This is a genomic window from Methylorubrum sp. SL192 (assembly GCF_026672325.1).
Classification (GTDB): domain Bacteria; phylum Pseudomonadota; class Alphaproteobacteria; order Rhizobiales; family Beijerinckiaceae; genus Methylobacterium; species Methylobacterium extorquens.
The window spans coordinates 1,067,954-1,083,472 of sequence record NZ_JAPPQV010000003.1 but is presented as its reverse complement, the minus strand read 5'-3'; the positions used below and the strand labels follow the sequence as shown (position 1 = coordinate 1,083,472).

Genomic DNA, 15,519 nt, shown 5'->3' with positions numbered 1-15,519 from the left:
CTTCGCGGCGCGAAGAGCGCCGCGCGGAGCGGGCTTTCTGGGGCGCGAGCCCCGGAAAGCATCGAGCGGAGCGGAAGCCTAAGCCCGCGGAGGCGGGCGCCGGCGACTGAGGCCAGCAAGAAACCGGGGTCCTGGCCTTCAAGCGAGGGGCCTGGAGCTGTCTGGCGATCGGCCAGGAACAACCGGGACGATCAACGGTTCGCCCGGCGTCTCTCTCAGTATTGGAGCGTCTCATGTCCTTCCGCCCCCTCGCCGCCTTCGCCATCGGCTTCGCTCTCCTCAGCGGTCCGGTGCTCGCCGACGAGAAGCTGCCGCCCGACCAACAGGCCAAGGTCGAGGACATCCTGAAGAAGGAGGGCTTCACCAAGTGGAAGGAGATCGAACTCGACGACGGCATGATCGAGGTGGATGACGCCATCGACGCCAACGGCAAGCAGTTCGACCTGAAGCTCGACCCGAAGACCTTGGAGGTCGTGAAGCGCAAGGCGGAGTGACGAACCCGCTCCCGGAGAGGTCGCCTCTCCGGGACTACCGCACCTTTTTGAAGTAAGCGCCGCGATCGGCCACGCCCTGGCCGTCCGGCTTGAGGTCCTGCCAACGCGTGACCAACGCCCCACCCTTGGCAAGGGTGAAGAGGGGTTGGCCCGGCTTGTAGACCGCCACCCCGTACCTGTTGACCGTTCTGCCATCGCCGTAGCGATCGAACGTCACCGCGAGATCCTGCCCCTCCCGGCGGGTCCGGCAGCGGAGCGTCTCGTCGGCCTGGAAGCCCCGCACCGTCAGAACGCATCCGTCGCGGACATCGGGCGGCAGCAGGACGAGGTCGTAAGTCACGACGATGCCCGTGCCGCCGGCCGTGCGGCCGGCCGCGTGCTCGTAGCGGTAACGGCCCTGCCAATCTTTTGGCGCCCCCTCCTGTACCGGCCCTCCGGCCCGATCCTGCGCGCCGGCGGGCACGGGCAGGATCGCAAGCAGCGCGAGGACGGCGAGGCGCGCCGGGATCGTGGTCGTCCGCATGGCCTCTCCCTGCCTTGGCCTCTCTCTTTCCCGAAGCATGGCCGCGCGGTCGGAGGGAGGCAACCCGCTTGCATCCCGCCGCGCGGGCCGTCATATACGGCGCGGGAGGTTGGCGAGGGACGTTTCACTCGCCAACCGGGTCAGGTCCGGAAGGAAGCAGCCCTAACGAGACCGAGCGGGTCTTCGTCCAGCCTCCCACCCTCGCCGTCCGCTTGAGCTGGACGGCCCGGCCTCTTCCGAAAATCCGAACGGCGGCATGGACGAGACGCACGGCACGCTCACCGACGAGCCGGGCCTGCCCGGCATGCCCACCCCCGCGCCCGTGCCGGCCACGACGCCTTACCGGGTGTTGGCGCGAAAATATCGCCCCCAGACCTTCGATGACCTGATCGGCCAGGGCGCCATGGTGCGCACGCTGGGCAACGCCTTTGCGGCCAACCGCATCCCGCAAGCCTGGATGCTCACGGGCGTGCGCGGCGTCGGCAAGACGACCACCGCCCGCATCCTCGCCCGCGGCCTCAACTACCTGCGCACCGGCCAGCCGGATACCGGCCCGACCGTGTCGATGCCGGAACTCGGCCAGCACTGCCAGGCGATCATGGAATCCCGGCACATGGACGTGCTGGAGATGGACGCCGCCTCGCATACCGGCATCGACGATGTGCGCGGGATCATCGATGGCATTCGCTACTCGCCGGTCTCGGCCCGCTACAAGGTCTACATCGTCGACGAGGTCCACATGCTCTCGGAGAAGGCGTTCAACGCCTTCCTGAAGACGCTGGAAGAGCCGCCGCCCCACGCCAAGTTCGTGTTCGCGACCACCGAGATCCGCAAGGTTCCGGTGACGATCCTGTCGCGCTGCCAGCGCTTCGACCTGCGCCGGGTCGAGGCCGACGTGCTCGCCGCCCACCTGAAGAAGATCTGCGCCGCGGAAGGGGTGGAGGCCGAGGACGAGGCGCTCGCCGCCGTCACCCGCGCCGCCGAGGGCTCGGTGCGCGATGCGCTCTCGCTGCTCGATCAGGCCATCGCCCACGGGGCGGGCGCGGTCTCGGCCGCGGGCGTGCGCGACATGCTCGGCCTCGCCGACCGCTCGCGCATCGTCGATCTGTTCGAGGCGGTGATGCGCGGCGACGTGCCGGCCGCCTTCGCCGAAATTCGCGCCCAATACGACGCGGGCGCCGACCCGGCGGTGGTGCTCTCGGATCTCGCCGGCTTCACCCATCTCGTCACCCGCCTCAAGCTCGTGCCGGGGGCCGAGGCCGACCCGACCTTAAGCGAGGCGGAGCGCGTTCGCGGCGTGGCGTTTGCCGGGCGCCTGCCGGTGCGGGCCCTGTCGCGGGCGTGGCAGATCCTGCTGAAGGCGCTGCCCGAAGTGCAGGCCGCCCCCCGCCCGCTCGCCGCCGCCGAGATGGCGATCGTGCGGCTGGCCTATGCCGCCGATCTGCCGACGCCCGACGAGGCCCTGCGCCAGCTTCGGGCCGACATCGCCTCGTCCGAGGGCAACGGCGCCGCTCGCCCGAGTCTCGGACGCGACGGCGGCTCCCCCATGGCCTCGCACGGCTCGGCCGCGCTGCAGATGGCGCCACCCGCCCCGCAGCCCTCGCCTCGGCCGACCCTGGCCGCGGTGCCCTCCCCCGTCACCGCCGCGGCGCCGCAACCCGCATCGCGCCCGGCTCCGGTGGCCCCGGCCGGTCCGCGGCTCGGGCGCTTCGAGGACGTGGTCGCCCAGGCCGAGGCCGCCCGCGACATTGCGCTCAAGGTGGCGCTGGAGCGTGACGTGCATCTGGTGCGCTTCGAGGAGGGGCGGATCGAGTTCCGCCTCGCCCCCGGCGGCCGGCAGAGCCTCCCGACCGATCTCGCCCGCGCCCTCGATGCCTGGACCGGACGGCGCTGGCTGGTGGCCCTCTCCAAGGAGCAGGGTGCGCCGACGCTCGCGGAAAACACGCGGGCGGCCGAGGAAACCCGCCACCAGAACGCCGCCGCCCACCCGCTGGTGCGGGAAGTTCTGTCGCGCTTCCCCGGCGCGCAGATCGTGGATGTGCGCGACAAGGCGCCGGAGACCGACAGCGCCGACGCCGTGGCGAACGGCGCCGGGCCGGCAGCCCCTCCGCCCGAAGAGACGGACGACGACGCCTGAGGCTCACGCCTCACCCTGGCAAGCCCTGGCCCCTGCGCCTAAGTGCGGGGGAGCCGACCCTTTCTCGACCGGAACCGGAGCGAACCCACCATGCGCGACCTCATGGGCATCATGAAGCAGGCCCAGGCCATGCAGGAGAAGATGGCCTCGGTTCAGTCCGAACTCGAAGCGGTCGAGGTGTCGGGCGCTTCCGGCGGTGGCGCCGTGACCGTGCGCATGACGGCCAAGGGTCAGGTGCTCGGCGTTTCGATCGATCCGAGCCTGATGGTCGCCGACGAACGGGAAATCCTGGAAGACCTGATCGTCGCCGCCTGCAACGACGCCCGCGGCAAGGCCGAGGCGACCGCCCAGGAGAAGATGGCGGAGCTGACGAAGGGTCTGCCGCTGCCGCCCGGCATGAAGCTGCCGTTCTAGGATTGAGTCGACAGGATCGACGGCGGGTTGTGTTCAGTCCGCCGGCCAAGGTCGCGGCATAGGGCGTGCGGCGTTGTGCCGCATGCTGGCGTAAGGGCGAGATCGTTCGCCCTTATACGGAACTCAGCCTCGGAATTAAAACGATAAATCAGGGACTTGTCTTGATCCCGCCATGCCACATCAGAGGTGCTGCCAGGCCCGCCATCTGAACGGTGGCCGAACGAGGCGACACAACTATAAATTTTGTTAAAGCAGCTATTTCGCTGAACAGGCAGGTTGATTGGGCCGGGTCGAACGCGGCCCCCCCCTTAGCGAGGCTCGGCGGTTCCGCCGGTCCCTCCGATCTGGACCGGCGGAACCACCGCCCTGATTCGGGGAGATACCGTGCCAATCCTGCTCTCGGTTTCCGCGATCGCCGCGGGCGTTGCTCTCGCGGCCCTTGTGGGCACCAACCTCTGGGCCCTGCGCGTCGCCGCCGCGATGGCTGCGGCGGAAGACGAGCATGGGACAGGTTGCTGAACCAGCTCCTCGCCCCGTCGGAGGTCGGCCGGCGCGTCAGGCCGAGAGCCGCAGGGGCGTCCCTTCCAGGCTCGGCGTGAGGTCCGCGTCCTCGCCATGGCGGGCAACCACCACCCGGGCCACACCGGTTTCCTTGGCGAGGCGATAGAGCGAGACCAGAGCCGGGTCGTCGGACGCCGCATCCGAGGCGATCACGATCGAATCCATGCAGGGTCCGACCGCGGGAATGAGGTCGGCACCGTCCTCGGCATGGCGCGCATCGAGGCGGCACAGCACCCAATCGTAACTCTGCGACAGGGCGTTGAGCCCGATGGCGAGGCCTTGCGGCTCCTCCACCAGCACATCGAGAGGCGCGGCGCCGCGCTTCACCGCGTGGAGACGCGAACCCCGCACCGGTTGGATCACGTCGAGGAAGTCGGCCGCACCGGCCACCAGATCGGTCAGTCCCGGCTCGGACGGCCCGGAGACCACGCCGTTCACATCGACCAGTAGTGTCTGGTAGCGCGGACCGAGCACCCGGGCGAGATTGGAGGCGAGACCGGGCGTGCCGTCGGCACGCGGGGTTTCGACCACGAGCACACAGCCCCCCTTGGACGGCCCGGCCAACGGCCCGTTGCCCTGCGACTTGCTCGTTCGGTTCTCCAGCCGGGCGATCAGCCCGTCGAGATCGGCAGAGGAGGCGGAGGATTTGACGGGGACGCTGAACCCTTCCTTGTCCGTTTTCGCCCCATCCGCTTGCGCGGCCGCCTCGGCTCCGATCGGCGCCGTACTGGCGAAGACCGGGTGATGCACCGTCGCCGTCGCCCTCAGGAAATGGGCGAAGGCGAGAGCTGGCGCGAAGCGTTCCGCCGCCGAGGCCGGATAGGCGCCGCCATAGACCGGCTCGTAGGCCGGGCGGCGCGACGGGGGCGGCTCCGGCTCGGGGTAGAAGTCGCGCGGGCGATCGGTCCGGGCACTTTGCACGAGGGGCTCTCCCTCATCCCCGGTGCGGTCTCCGCCCGGCCCGGCCGGCGTGACGAGGAGATGGCGGCCGATGACGCTCGCGCTCGCGAGCAGGAAGGCCAGCATCGTGGCGAAGGCGACGATCGGCAGCTTCTTCGGGAAGGAGGGCAGATCGGGCACGATCGCACGGGACACCACGCGGGCATTGGCCGGGCTGGCATTCTCGGCGTCACGCGCGGCGGCCTCGCGGTAGCGCGCGAGATAGGATTCGAGCTGTTCGCGCTGGGATTTCGCCTCGCGCTCCAGGGCGCGCAGTTCCACCTCGCTGGTGTTGCCCTTGGCGACCACATCCTGCTGTCCCTCGACCGCCGCGCGCAGGCTCTCGACCCGGGCGCCCGCGATCTTGGCGTCGTTCTCAAGGGTGCGCACCACCCGCTCGGCGGCGGCCTTGATCTGATTCTCGAGATCCTGGACCTGGGCCGTCAGCTCCTTGATGCGCGGGTGGGCCGGCAGCAGCGTGCGCGACTCGAGGGCGAGCTGCGCACGCATCGCCATGCGGCTCTCGACGGTGCGCCGAATCAGCTCATTGTTGGCGACATCAGGGATCTCGAAGGCACGGCCCTCCTTGATCATGTCTTTGAGGAGCTTGGCGCGGGCGGTCAGGTCCGCCTGGATCGTGCGGGCCTGCGAGAGCTGGCTCGACAATTCGGAGAGCTGCTGGGACGAGAGCGGCTGAGCCGCCGCGCTGCTGCCCGTGCCGATCAGGCCGTGCTTGGCGCGGAATGCCTCGACCTTCGCCTCGGCTTCGGCCACGCGGGCGCGCAGGTTGGCGATGTTGTTGCCGAGCCAGGTCGAGGCGTAACGGGCGGTATCGACGGAGGCTGCCTCCAGCGACGCGAGGTAGAGGTCCGCCACCGTGTTGGCGCCGCGCGCGGCGAGTTCGGGATCGCGCGAGCGGAACTCGACGGCGAGGATGCGCGACTTGCCGACCGGATAGACCAGCAGGTGGTCGAGGTAGCTTTCGAGGATGCGATCCTCGGACGGACGATCCATCGGCGCCGAGACGAGCCCGAGCATCATCAGCGTGCGTCGGATCGCCGAGCTGCCCTCGGCCTCCGGATCGAATTCAGGGTTTCCGATCAGCTTCAGGCTGCGAATCGCTTCGCGGGCGATGTCACGCGACATCGCCACCTGGACTTGGCTCGCGACGGCCTGCTCGTCGATCGGCTGGGTCTGGTCCGTCCGCTCGGCAGCGGTGCGAGCGAAGGCAGGGTCGCGGCTTTCCAGCAGAACCTTGGCTTCGCCGGTGTAGCGCGGGGTCACGACCTGCACGAAGACGCCCGCCCCGATCGCGGCCGCGAGCGTCGGCACGGCGATCCAGGCCCAGGAGCGGCGCAGGACGCCGCCAATCTGCGCCACCGCCAATCCATCGCCGGGCCCACCGGGCCCACCGGAGGGCGGAAGAGACGGATCGGTCGACAGCCTGAGGCGCGGCATGGGCAGTCTTTACGAAGGCAGGACGCGGATCGGGGTGATCGATCCGTCTTGGGCCAGTTGAGGTCGTTAAGGTTGACTTCCCGTTAAGAGCCGCGGCCGGCCGTCTTCGGCATTCGAGACGAAAGGTCGAACCCGAGTTGTGATTCCGGTCGGTCACGCGGCCGGATCAGCATTCGTTAACCATGCGCCGCTAAGTAACGCCGAGGTTCTTCACAACGGCGATGGCGATGCAGCGGCGCGCATTTCTCCTGGCCCTTCCGTCCGTCCTCGCGCTCGGCGGCTGCCTGCGTCCGGATTTCCGGACCGTCGATCTCGATGCCACCGGCACCGGTTCCATCGGCACGCGCTACTCCCTGGCGGCGGGCGACAAGCTTCGGGTCATCGTGTTCGGGCAGGACAACCTGTCCAACATCTACGCGGTCGATGGCGGCGGGCGGATCGCGATGCCGCTGATCGGCGTGGTTCAAGTGGGTGGGCAGACGACGGCGCAGGCTGCCCGGCTGATCGAATCGAAGCTCGCCGCAGGATATGTGCGCGAGCCGCACGTGACGGTCGAGGTCGATGCCTACCGGCCCTTCTACATCCTCGGTGAGGTGACGACCTCGGGGCAGTACCCTTACGTCAACGGCATGACCGTCGAGACGGCCGTGGCGATCGCCGCGGGCTTCGGCCCACGGGCAGCACGCGACTACGCGGTGCTGACCCGCGAGGGTCAAGGCGGGCTCATCAACGGCATCGTCCCGATGTCCTACCCGGTGCGACCGGGCGACACGATCGTCGTCAAGGAGCGGTTCTTCTGAGCCGGCTCATCGCGGCGTTCACCAACCCCTAACCGCGATCCACGAAAGCCGGCCGGCAGAGGCCTCTGCCTACCGTTTGCGCTTGCCCTTTAACCGGGTGCTGACGGCGCCATGACGATCTTCCGCCGGTTCGGGCCCCGCATCGGGGCCGCCCGCGCGGAGACCGACTGCCGTGGCCTCTCCCTTCGCCGCTCCTCTGACCGCCGCCCTGACGCCACAGGGTCCGACGGGTCACGCGATCGCGGACCTGTCGTCCCGCGTCGGCACCGGTGAGCGGCACCGCATCCTTCACGTGTTCCGGGCCCCGGTGGGCGGCCTGTTTCGCCATGTCATCGATCTCACCCGCCTTCAGGCGGAGGCCGGGCACGCCGTCGGCCTCGTCTGCGACGCCTCGACAGGCGGCGAGCGGGCCGAACGGACCCTGGCGGATCTGGCCCCCTACCTCGCTCTCGGCGTCACGCGCGTTCCGATGCGCCGGAACCCGCATGCGAGCGACCTTCACGTCTTGCGCACCGTGCGAGCGCAGGCCCTCGCCCTCGGCGCCGACGTGTTGCACGGCCATGGCGCGAAAGGTGGCGTCTTCGCCCGCCTCGCTCCGCTCGGCAGCGCCGGGCGCGGCGTGATCCGCGCCTATACCCCGCATGGCGGCAGCTACAACTACCGTCCGGGCACGACCCTGCACCGGGTCTACATGGCCGCCGAGCAGGTGATGGCGCGGGCGACCGACCTGTTCCTGTTCGAGAGCGAGTACGTCGCTTCGCGTCATGCCGCCTTCGCCGGAGGCTCGCCGCGCCTCGAGCGGATCGTCCATAACGGCATTGCAGAAGCCGAGTTCGCCCCCGTGGAGACGGCGGATGACCCGTTCGATCTCGTCTATGTCGGTGAACTGCGCGAGGCCAAGGGATTGCCGGTGCTGTTGCGGGCGCTCGCGCGGCTACGAGGACAGGGCCGTGAGCTCCGGCTCCTGATGGTCGGCTCCGGGCCCGATACCGAGAGCATCGCCGCGATGGCCGAAAATCTCGGTCTGCGCCATGCCATCGCGTTCGAGCCACCCCAGGCGATCCGGCCGGTGCTCGGCCGCGGCCGCGTCATGGTGGTGCCCTCACTGGCGGAATCTTTGCCCTACGTCGTGCTGGAGGCTGCTGCGGCCGGTCAGCCCCTCGTGGCGACCAATGTCGGCGGCATCCCGGAAATCTTCGGAGCCTTCTCCTCTGATCTGGTCCCGCCCGGCGATTGCGAGGCTTTGAGCACCGCGATCCTCCACATCCTCGATGAGGAGCCATCACGCCGGCAGGGCCGCGCACGGGCGCTCAGCAATTCGCTGCGCACCCGTTTCTCCATGAACCGCATGGCGACCGACGTGCTGTGCGGCTACGCCGCCGCTTTCAGCGCGAAACGCATGCGGACGGCGGCTGTCCCGGCGACGGCTTGAGCGCGGACGGCGGTACGATCGATGTCCCCATTTTCCACAGCCCGGCCCGTCCGCGCATTAGGCTTTCGTGAAGGTCGATGCGGCACACTCGACGACCGGGGAGGCTCGATGTTTTCACGTGGAACATTCCGATGAGCGCCATCGACGTTCGGGATCTGCTGAAGGTCGCGAGGGAGAACGGCGCACTCACATCCGTGCCGACGCCGCTCGCGCTCCACAGCGACGAGAATTCTGACTCCGCGCAGCTCCCCGCGCCGACCCCGCCAAAAGGGGCTTGGCTGTCGCCGGTCGTGCTCGCCGGTTGCGTGCGGCTCGCCGAATTCTGCGGTTTGATCCTACTTGGCTTGGCTCTGCATCAAGCCCTGCTGCGCGGCGTCGTGCCGCTCGCCCCGCGCTATCACGCCGCCATTCTCGCAGTGACCCTGGCGGCGCTCGGACTGTTCCAGGCATCGGGCAGTTACCGGATCAGCGCATTCCGCGATCTGCCGAGAACGGCGGTGAAGCTCGCCACCGGCTGGTCCATCGCCTTCCTGATGGTGGCCGCGGCCATGGTGCTCGCCAAGGTCGCCGACCATTATTCCCGGATCTGGCTGCTCAGCTATTACATGGCGGGTCTCGGCATCCTGCTCGGCGGCCGCGCAGCGCTTTCGGCCTTCGTCCGCATGCAGATGGCCAAGGGGCGCTTCGACCGTCGTACCGCGATCGTCGGCGGCGGACCGGCGGCCGTGGAACTGATCCATGCCCTGGAAGCCAGCGGCGACAACGGCATCCGCATCATCGGGATCTTCGATGACCGGGGCGACGACCGATCCAGCACCGACGTCGCCGGCTACCCCAAGCTCGGCAATGTCAGCGACCTCGTCACCTACGCCCGCCACGCGCCCGTCGATCTCGTGGTGTTCACCCTGCCGATCTCGGCCGAGACGCGCATCCTGCAGATGCTCGCCAAGCTCTCGGTTCTGCCGGTCGACATCCGCCTCTCAGCCCATGCGACCAAGCTGCGCCTGCGCCCGCGCGCCTATTCCTATCTCGGCGGCGTGCCGCTGCTCGACGTGTTCGACAAGCCGCTGGCCGATTGGGACGTTATCCTGAAGGGCGCGTTCGACCGCGTCGTCGGCCTGCTGCTGTTGCTGGCCCTTTCACCGGCGATGATCGCCGTGGCGCTTGCGGTGAAGCTCACCTCACCGGGGCCGGTGCTGTTCCGGCAGAAGCGCTATGGCTTCAACAACGAGCTGATCGAGATCTTCAAGTTCCGCTCGATGTATGTCGACCTCTGCGACGCGGGCGCATCGCAGCTCGTTACCAAGACCGATGCCCGGGTGACGCCCGTGGGCCGCTTCATCCGCAAGACATCGCTGGACGAGCTGCCGCAGCTGTTCAACGTGATCCGCGGCGATCTCTCGCTGGTCGGGCCGCGCCCGCACGCGGTCCAGGCCAAAGCGGCGAACACCCTCTACGATCAGGTGGTGGACGGCTACTTCGCCCGCCACAAGGTCAAACCCGGAATCACCGGCTGGGCGCAGATCAATGGCTGGCGCGGCGAGACCGACACCAGCGAGAAGCTCCAGCGCCGGGTCGAGCACGACCTGCACTACATCGAGAATTGGTCGATCCTGTTCGACCTCAAGATCCTGCTCACCACGCCGCTCGCGCTCTTTAAGACCGACAACGCGTATTGAGGATCCTTGAGACCCGAACGGGACGAGGCCCAGGACCGCCAGAGTGCAGTCCTGGGCCTCTTCATTTCCCAAGAGATAATTGAGATCGGGCCGTGGCGCCGGATTACGGCAGCGCGCCGGCCTTTTCCTTCACCTTGGTCATCGTGTCCTGGCAGGCGGTCTCCTGGCCAGCCTTCTCCTGCTCCTTCGCCTTAGCGAGCAGCGTACGCGCCTCTTCCACGCCCGCCTTCGTCGGCTTGGTCGAGGGATCGGACGGGGCACCGGCCGGCGGCTTGTCGAGGGCCTTGGGCGAGTTCGAGGAGGTGACGCCGCCCGGCGGCTCCTTGCCGGTCACCTGCTCCGCACCGGCGCTGTTGAGCCGGCGCTCCACCGTGGAGATGTCGTCCTTGCAGCTGACGGCCAGGGCGGGGCCCGCGGTGACGAGGACGGCGAGGGCAACGGGCAAGGTCAGGGCAATGCGCATGGGGTTGGGGCTCCTCCGGATCAACTTGTGACGAGTCGGTCCCGTGACCGCTCGCTTCGGTCGGAACAGTCCCCGAAGGCCCCTCAGAGTTCCGCTCTGCGACGCTTCGCCCACGGCCCGGAGCAGGGCCGACGGACATGAAAAAGGGGTGCGGATCTCGCGATCCGCACCCCTTTTCGTCCCGAACGAAGCGTCGGGAAATTTAGCGGATCAGATTGACCAGGGCCGAACCGGCCGGGCTGGCCAGTTCCCTAGCGTCGATGGTGCCATCGTTGTCCGGGTTAGCGGCCTTGAACTGCGCCTCGACGGCGGCAAGGTATTCCTTCTTGTCGAGGGTGCCGTCGTTGTCCGGGTCGAGCTTCTTGAGGTCGGCCTCGCTGACGCGGCCCTTCAGCTCCTTGGCATCGAGCGTGCCGTCCTTATCCGGATCGAGCTTGTCGAAGGCAGCGGAGCCGGCGGCCAGGGCCTCCTTGAGATCGATCGTGCCGTCCTTGTCCGGATCGAAGGCGGCGATATCGACCTTCGTGGTCGTCGTCGGGGCGGCGTAGGCCGGAGCAGCGACGAGCGCAGCGAGCAGAACGGCAGAGGAGAGGCGGAACGCCATCGGGGCAAACTCCTGATCGAAGAGGCCCGGCGAAACCGGGCAAACGGCAAAATCGCGGAGACGCTTGCGACCGCCATACCTCAGGCAAACATGCCACCGGACGAGCGGCCGTTCGGCCTCGCTTAGATTGCGTAACTTGCCCGGGAGAAATTGGCAATAGGCGGGATGGAATTCACAGGTCCCGCCCAGCCGAAAACCCTGGAGTCAGGGTCAAATATGGAAGCGGCGCGGTCCAGGAGAACCGCGCCGCTTGCGTCGATCAAGAGATGTCCCGGACCGGATACGGTCCGGGAGCGTGCTCGGTTCTTAAGACCCGCTCAGCCCTTCCGGACCAGCGGGAACGGCTCCACCACGGGGGCGGCCGGCGGCGGCTCGAACAGGATGCGCAGGCCGCCGAAGGCCGCCACCGGCGCACCGGGCGCGAGGCTGCGGTTTGAGGTGGCGTTGGGCACCCGGACGATCGGGACCTCGTTCACCGGCGAGAAGGTGCCGAAGGTGGCGTAGTTGGCGTTGAAGGCGTTCTCGATGTAGCCGTAGAGTTCGATGTTCGACGCCACGCGGTAGCTCGTGTTGAGGCCGACCACCGCGAAATCGCCAGTGGTCTTGTTCTGGTTGGTCGGATCGCCGACGAGGAACTTGCCCGTGGCGAAGCGCGTGAGCGCGCCGACCCGCCATTCCGGCGTCACCTGATACTGCACGCCGACCTTAAGCTGGTGCGGCGCGACGCCGGGCAGGCGGTTGCCCGGACGCACGAGCACGACACCGCTCTCGTCGCCGCCCGCGCTGTTGAACGGGTTGCCGGGCGCGGCGAGCTCGACCGGCGACTCGAAGGTCGCATCAACGAAGGCGTAGTCGATGAAGGCGTTCCAGCGCGGCGCGTTGTAGAACAGGCTCGCCTCGACGCCCTGCCGTTTGGTCGAGCCGACGTTGCGGAAGAAGGCGCGGCCGATCGTGTCGGGGGCCGGCACGAACAGGATGTCGTCGTCGTTGCGGGTCGAGAAGAAGCCGGCCTTCCACGACAGGATACCGCCGAAATATTCGTCGGGCTGCGGGATGCGGCCGCGGACACCGGCCTCGACGGTGCGCGCCACGACCTGCTTCAGCGGCGGGTCGCCGACGAAGAAGTTGGTGAGCGAGCAGGGCGCCAGCGGATCGGCGCAGGAGAGTTCGGCCGGGGTCGGGGCGCGGTTGGCTTCCGTGTAGCCGCCGTAGGCGACGAGGTAGTCGGGGATGACCTTGTAGGTCGCGCCGACGCCGGGGTTGAAGCGCTGGTAATAGTGGTCGCCGTTCAGCGCCGTGCCGATCTGGTCGCGCAGGACGATCTTGGCCATGTTGAACCGGCCCTGCAGCGTCAGGGTCAGCCGGTCGGTCAGGTCGGTGTTGTTCGAGAAGTAGATGCCGCCGTAATCGTTCGAGGTGTGGACCGAGACCGGGGTGATGATGCCGTCGTCGCTGGAGACGACGATGCCGGGGGGCGAGAAGCCGCGGTCGAGGGTCAGGCCGCCGATGGAGTTGTCGGCCCCGAAGCGGGTGCGACCGCCGTCATACTGGCCGCCGAGCACGAAGCGGTTCGGCAGGCCGAACAGCGTCTCGCGGATCACGGTCTGGACCGTAGCGCCAAAATTGTCGGTGCTGGTACGGGTCTGGTTGAGGAAGGCGTAGGGTCCGCCCTCGTCGAAGCGGTCGGCGAAGGTCGGGTTGATCCCGCCGAAGTTGAAGGTGCGCAGCCGGTCGGTCCGCACGGGGCTGCCGGTGCGGTCACGCAGGAAGAACTGGTTGTCGTCCGCGCCCTCGGAGCAGACGAAACGCTCATCGACCTCGCAATTCTCCACGTCGGCGGCGTCGCCGTTGGCGGTGCGCTGGCGGAACAGGCCATAATAGGCGTTGCCCTGCACGGTGATGGTCGGCGTGACGTCGTAGGTGCCGGAGAGCTGGAAGCGCAGGAAGTCGTTCTTGGTCTGGTCGGGATAGGTGAAGACATCGGAGCGGTCGGCCTTCAGCAGCTCGACCGGGGCAGTGCCGTTGCCGGTCAGGCTGTTGCTGGCGCCGATGACGTTAAAGTGGAATTCGCTCTTCTCACCCTGCACGCCGAGATCGGCGTAGATCTGGTTGAGCCGCGACGGCGAGTGCTTGCGCCAGCCGTCCTCGCCGAGCTTGGTGCCGGCGACGTAGAGGCCGATATTGTCGATGCGCTGGCCGTGCTGGAACGCCACCGCGCCGCGGCCGAACGAACCGCCGAGCACGTTGATCTCGCTACCCTGGTAGGTGAAGCCGTTCTTGAGCGTCACCGCCAGCGAGCCGCCGAGCGCGTTGAGGCCGAAGGCCGGGTTCGAGCCCTCCAGCTCGATCCGATCGACGGCGATGTCGGGGATCAGATCCCACTGCACCGTGTCGCCGAACGAGGTGTTGAAACGGGCCCCGTTGAGATAGACGGCCACGCCCTGCGGCGAGCCGCCGAGCGGCGAGGCCTCGAAGCCGCGATAGGTGATCGTCGGCTGGAAGGGATTGCCCTGGGCGTTGTTGACGCTGATCGAGCCGACGCGCTCGTCGAGTGCCCGCACCGTGCTCGGAAAGCCGACGCGCGAGACGTCGCCCGAGGTCAGCACGCTCGTGTTCTGCGGCAGCTTGTTGCGGTCGATGCCGTCGAGGACCGTGACTTCGCGCGGACCCGACGGGGTCTGGGTGGCGACGACCCGGCGCGAGGCCGCAACCGGCGTGTTCGAGACGACGCTGATCTCTTCGAGCGTCACGGCCTGTCCACCGCCCGCGCCTTGCGCCATCACATGTCCCGGAAGCAGTGCAACCGATGCGATGAGGCTGCCTCGCAGCACCCGCATTGTCATTCCCCAGCCCTTATCATTCGTGCTTGCGGCCCGTTCGAGCGGAACCGTTGCCGGATGTTGCTGAAGGAGGGGGGCAACGACAATCGCTGCCGAGCTTCTACAGGACCAATTATGATGAGACGCTCAAGCTTCCGCCGGCGCGTGGTGTTCTGGCAACATATTTCTGCCGTTCCGTCAAAGACTTACGGACAAAAAGGCAGACTTTACCGGGATCATTCGGCAAGCTTCGATCGGCTTTAGCCGCCCGTTTCGACCAGGATTGCGCCGAGTCTCTTTCGCCCGAAAATCCGGTTGCCCGCATCCCACCGCTTCGGCGCGACCAAGATAGCCGATCCCGGAGCGCAGTGCGAAGTCATGCCGCTCGAGCCAAAGCCGCGTCGCGCCGGGCATCAGACGGCCGGCGGCCGTTCTCGAGGCGAAACGCTTCGACGGCCGCGGCCCGACTCCAGGCACGAAATCCCGGACCGGCCGGCCCGATACGCTCGTGCCGCGGCGTTCGGCGGAAACGGCTTCGTCGCTTCCGACCGAAAGCGGGTCAGAGATGCGCCTGGATGCGGCGGGCGATCTCGCCCAGGCGCTGCTCCAGAATCGTCGGGACCTCGCAGACGTAGGAGACCGACTGGTTGCGCTCGTCGAAGATGCGACGGTCCCAGTTGAACCGGCTTTCCAGGTCCGCAACCTCCTTGGAGGCGACCTTGGTGGAGTCGGATTCCGGGCTGTCCTTGAACTCGCTCACCTTGTCCGCCTCGTCGCGGATGCGTTCGGCGAGACGGCGCTGGCCCTGGGCGTAGCGGCTGATCCCGTTCATCACCGTGCTGCGCTCGCCGTTGATGATCTCGAACACCCCGGCGAAGACGCGGGTCAGGCGCTTGCCCTTCTCGGCCGGATCGGCCTTCTGCGCGAACTCATCGAGCAGGGTGTCGACCTCGCGCAATTCGGTGCGGCGGGAGGCGAGCTTGCGGGCGAGCTGGGCCGCCTCGCGGTCGCTGCCCCATTCACCGGCCTCGGCGAGGTCCGGCCCGGTCCAGAACGAGCCGTAGCCCAGCGTCGTCACCTTGCGCTGCGGGCAGGGCCAATCCGGATCGGTCTTGGGCTGCGCGAGCACGGGCCCCGCCGCGAGGATCAGGGCGAGGCAGAGCGGGGCACGAACGGAACGAGGGATCATGGGAGGT

Annotated in this window: 13 protein-coding genes and 1 other RNA gene; 8 read left to right on the top strand and 6 right to left on the bottom strand. The window is 68.1% G+C overall.

The window, feature by feature from the left end:
- Window positions 1-233: 233 nt before the first annotated feature.
- Complete coding sequence (locus OVA30_RS05830) at window positions 234-494, top strand: PepSY domain-containing protein (protein ID WP_003607156.1); 261 nt, start codon at window positions 234-236, stop codon at window positions 492-494.
- A gap of 34 nt (window positions 495-528) precedes the next feature.
- On the opposite strand, the gene OVA30_RS05825 is transcribed toward OVA30_RS05830, so the two are convergent.
- Window positions 529-1,017 (bottom strand): DUF5991 domain-containing protein, encoded by a 489-nt coding sequence (locus tag OVA30_RS05825; RefSeq protein WP_268174886.1) that lies wholly within the window; start codon window positions 1,015-1,017, stop codon window positions 529-531.
- 103 nt (window positions 1,018-1,120) lie between these two features.
- Here OVA30_RS05825 and ffs point away from each other — a divergent pair.
- From ffs to OVA30_RS05805, 4 genes are all read left to right on the top strand, one after another.
- Window positions 1,121-1,217, top strand: an RNA gene (gene ffs, locus OVA30_RS05820) — signal recognition particle sRNA small type.
- Between the two features lie 56 nt (window positions 1,218-1,273).
- Entirely contained in the window at window positions 1,274-3,154 is a 1,881-nt protein-coding gene (locus tag OVA30_RS05815; protein ID WP_268174885.1) for a DNA polymerase III subunit gamma/tau, read from the top strand.
- Between the two features lie 90 nt (window positions 3,155-3,244).
- On the top strand, window positions 3,245-3,568 hold the full coding sequence (locus tag OVA30_RS05810; RefSeq protein WP_012253408.1) for a YbaB/EbfC family nucleoid-associated protein: 324 nt from the start codon (window positions 3,245-3,247) through the stop codon (window positions 3,566-3,568).
- Between the two features lie 384 nt (window positions 3,569-3,952).
- Entirely contained in the window at window positions 3,953-4,087 is a 135-nt protein-coding gene (locus OVA30_RS05805) for a hypothetical protein (protein WP_268174884.1), read from the top strand.
- A gap of 36 nt (window positions 4,088-4,123) precedes the next feature.
- Here OVA30_RS05805 and OVA30_RS05800 read toward each other — a convergent pair whose 3' ends face one another.
- On the bottom strand, window positions 4,124-6,526 hold the full coding sequence (locus OVA30_RS05800) for a GumC family protein (protein WP_268174883.1): 2,403 nt from the start codon (window positions 6,524-6,526) through the stop codon (window positions 4,124-4,126).
- 221 nt (window positions 6,527-6,747) lie between these two features.
- On the opposite strand from OVA30_RS05800, the gene OVA30_RS05795 reads away from it, so the two are divergent.
- The 3 genes from OVA30_RS05795 (at window position 6,748) to OVA30_RS05785 (ending at window position 10,437) form a co-directional block, all read left to right on the top strand.
- Complete coding sequence (locus OVA30_RS05795; protein WP_003601790.1) at window positions 6,748-7,326, top strand: polysaccharide biosynthesis/export family protein; 579 nt, start codon at window positions 6,748-6,750, stop codon at window positions 7,324-7,326.
- Between the two features lie 172 nt (window positions 7,327-7,498).
- Complete coding sequence (locus OVA30_RS05790) at window positions 7,499-8,758, top strand: glycosyltransferase family 4 protein (protein WP_268174882.1); 1,260 nt, start codon at window positions 7,499-7,501, stop codon at window positions 8,756-8,758.
- 131 nt (window positions 8,759-8,889) lie between these two features.
- Window positions 8,890-10,437: an undecaprenyl-phosphate glucose phosphotransferase gene (locus OVA30_RS05785; RefSeq protein WP_268174881.1), complete on the top strand. Its 1,548-nt coding sequence runs from the start codon at window positions 8,890-8,892 to the stop codon at window positions 10,435-10,437.
- 103 nt (window positions 10,438-10,540) lie between these two features.
- On the opposite strand, the gene OVA30_RS05780 is transcribed toward OVA30_RS05785, so the two are convergent.
- The 4 genes from OVA30_RS05780 to OVA30_RS05765 form a co-directional block, all read right to left on the bottom strand.
- Window positions 10,541-10,900, bottom strand: a complete 360-nt coding sequence (locus OVA30_RS05780) for a hypothetical protein (RefSeq protein WP_003601795.1) — start codon at window positions 10,898-10,900, stop codon at window positions 10,541-10,543.
- A gap of 202 nt (window positions 10,901-11,102) precedes the next feature.
- A complete protein-coding gene (locus tag OVA30_RS05775; protein ID WP_003601797.1) occupies window positions 11,103-11,504 on the bottom strand; it encodes an EF-hand domain-containing protein in 402 nt (133 codons plus the stop codon).
- Window positions 11,505-11,821: 317 nt separating this feature from the next.
- Window positions 11,822-14,341 carry a TonB-dependent receptor gene (locus OVA30_RS05770; protein WP_326493609.1) on the bottom strand — a complete coding sequence of 840 codons (2,520 nt, stop codon included), beginning with the start codon at window positions 14,339-14,341 and terminating at the stop codon, window positions 11,822-11,824.
- Window positions 14,342-14,882: 541 nt separating this feature from the next.
- Window positions 14,883-15,512, bottom strand: coding sequence for a hypothetical protein (locus OVA30_RS05765; protein WP_238507089.1), 630 nt, complete (start codon window positions 15,510-15,512; stop codon window positions 14,883-14,885).
- Window positions 15,513-15,519 lie beyond the last annotated feature (7 nt).

Coding starts and splice junctions, on each gene's coding strand:
- OVA30_RS05830 (WP_003607156.1), top strand. CDS start 234: ATGTCCTTCCGCCCCCTCGCCGCCTTCGCCATCGGCTTCGCTCTCCTC.
- OVA30_RS05825 (WP_268174886.1), bottom strand. CDS start 1,017: ATGCGGACGACCACGATCCCGGCGCGCCTCGCCGTCCTCGCGCTGCTT.
- OVA30_RS05780 (WP_003601795.1), bottom strand. CDS start 10,900: ATGCGCATTGCCCTGACCTTGCCCGTTGCCCTCGCCGTCCTCGTCACC.
- OVA30_RS05800 (WP_268174883.1), bottom strand. CDS start 6,526: ATGCCGCGCCTCAGGCTGTCGACCGATCCGTCTCTTCCGCCCTCCGGT.
- OVA30_RS05785 (WP_268174881.1), top strand. CDS start 8,890: ATGAGCGCCATCGACGTTCGGGATCTGCTGAAGGTCGCGAGGGAGAAC.
- OVA30_RS05795 (WP_003601790.1), top strand. CDS start 6,748: ATGGCGATGCAGCGGCGCGCATTTCTCCTGGCCCTTCCGTCCGTCCTC.
- OVA30_RS05810 (WP_012253408.1), top strand. CDS start 3,245: ATGCGCGACCTCATGGGCATCATGAAGCAGGCCCAGGCCATGCAGGAG.
- OVA30_RS05775 (WP_003601797.1), bottom strand. CDS start 11,504: ATGGCGTTCCGCCTCTCCTCTGCCGTTCTGCTCGCTGCGCTCGTCGCT.
- OVA30_RS05770 (WP_326493609.1), bottom strand. CDS start 14,341: ATGCGGGTGCTGCGAGGCAGCCTCATCGCATCGGTTGCACTGCTTCCG.
- OVA30_RS05815 (WP_268174885.1), top strand. CDS start 1,274: ATGGACGAGACGCACGGCACGCTCACCGACGAGCCGGGCCTGCCCGGC.
- OVA30_RS05765 (WP_238507089.1), bottom strand. CDS start 15,512: ATGATCCCTCGTTCCGTTCGTGCCCCGCTCTGCCTCGCCCTGATCCTC.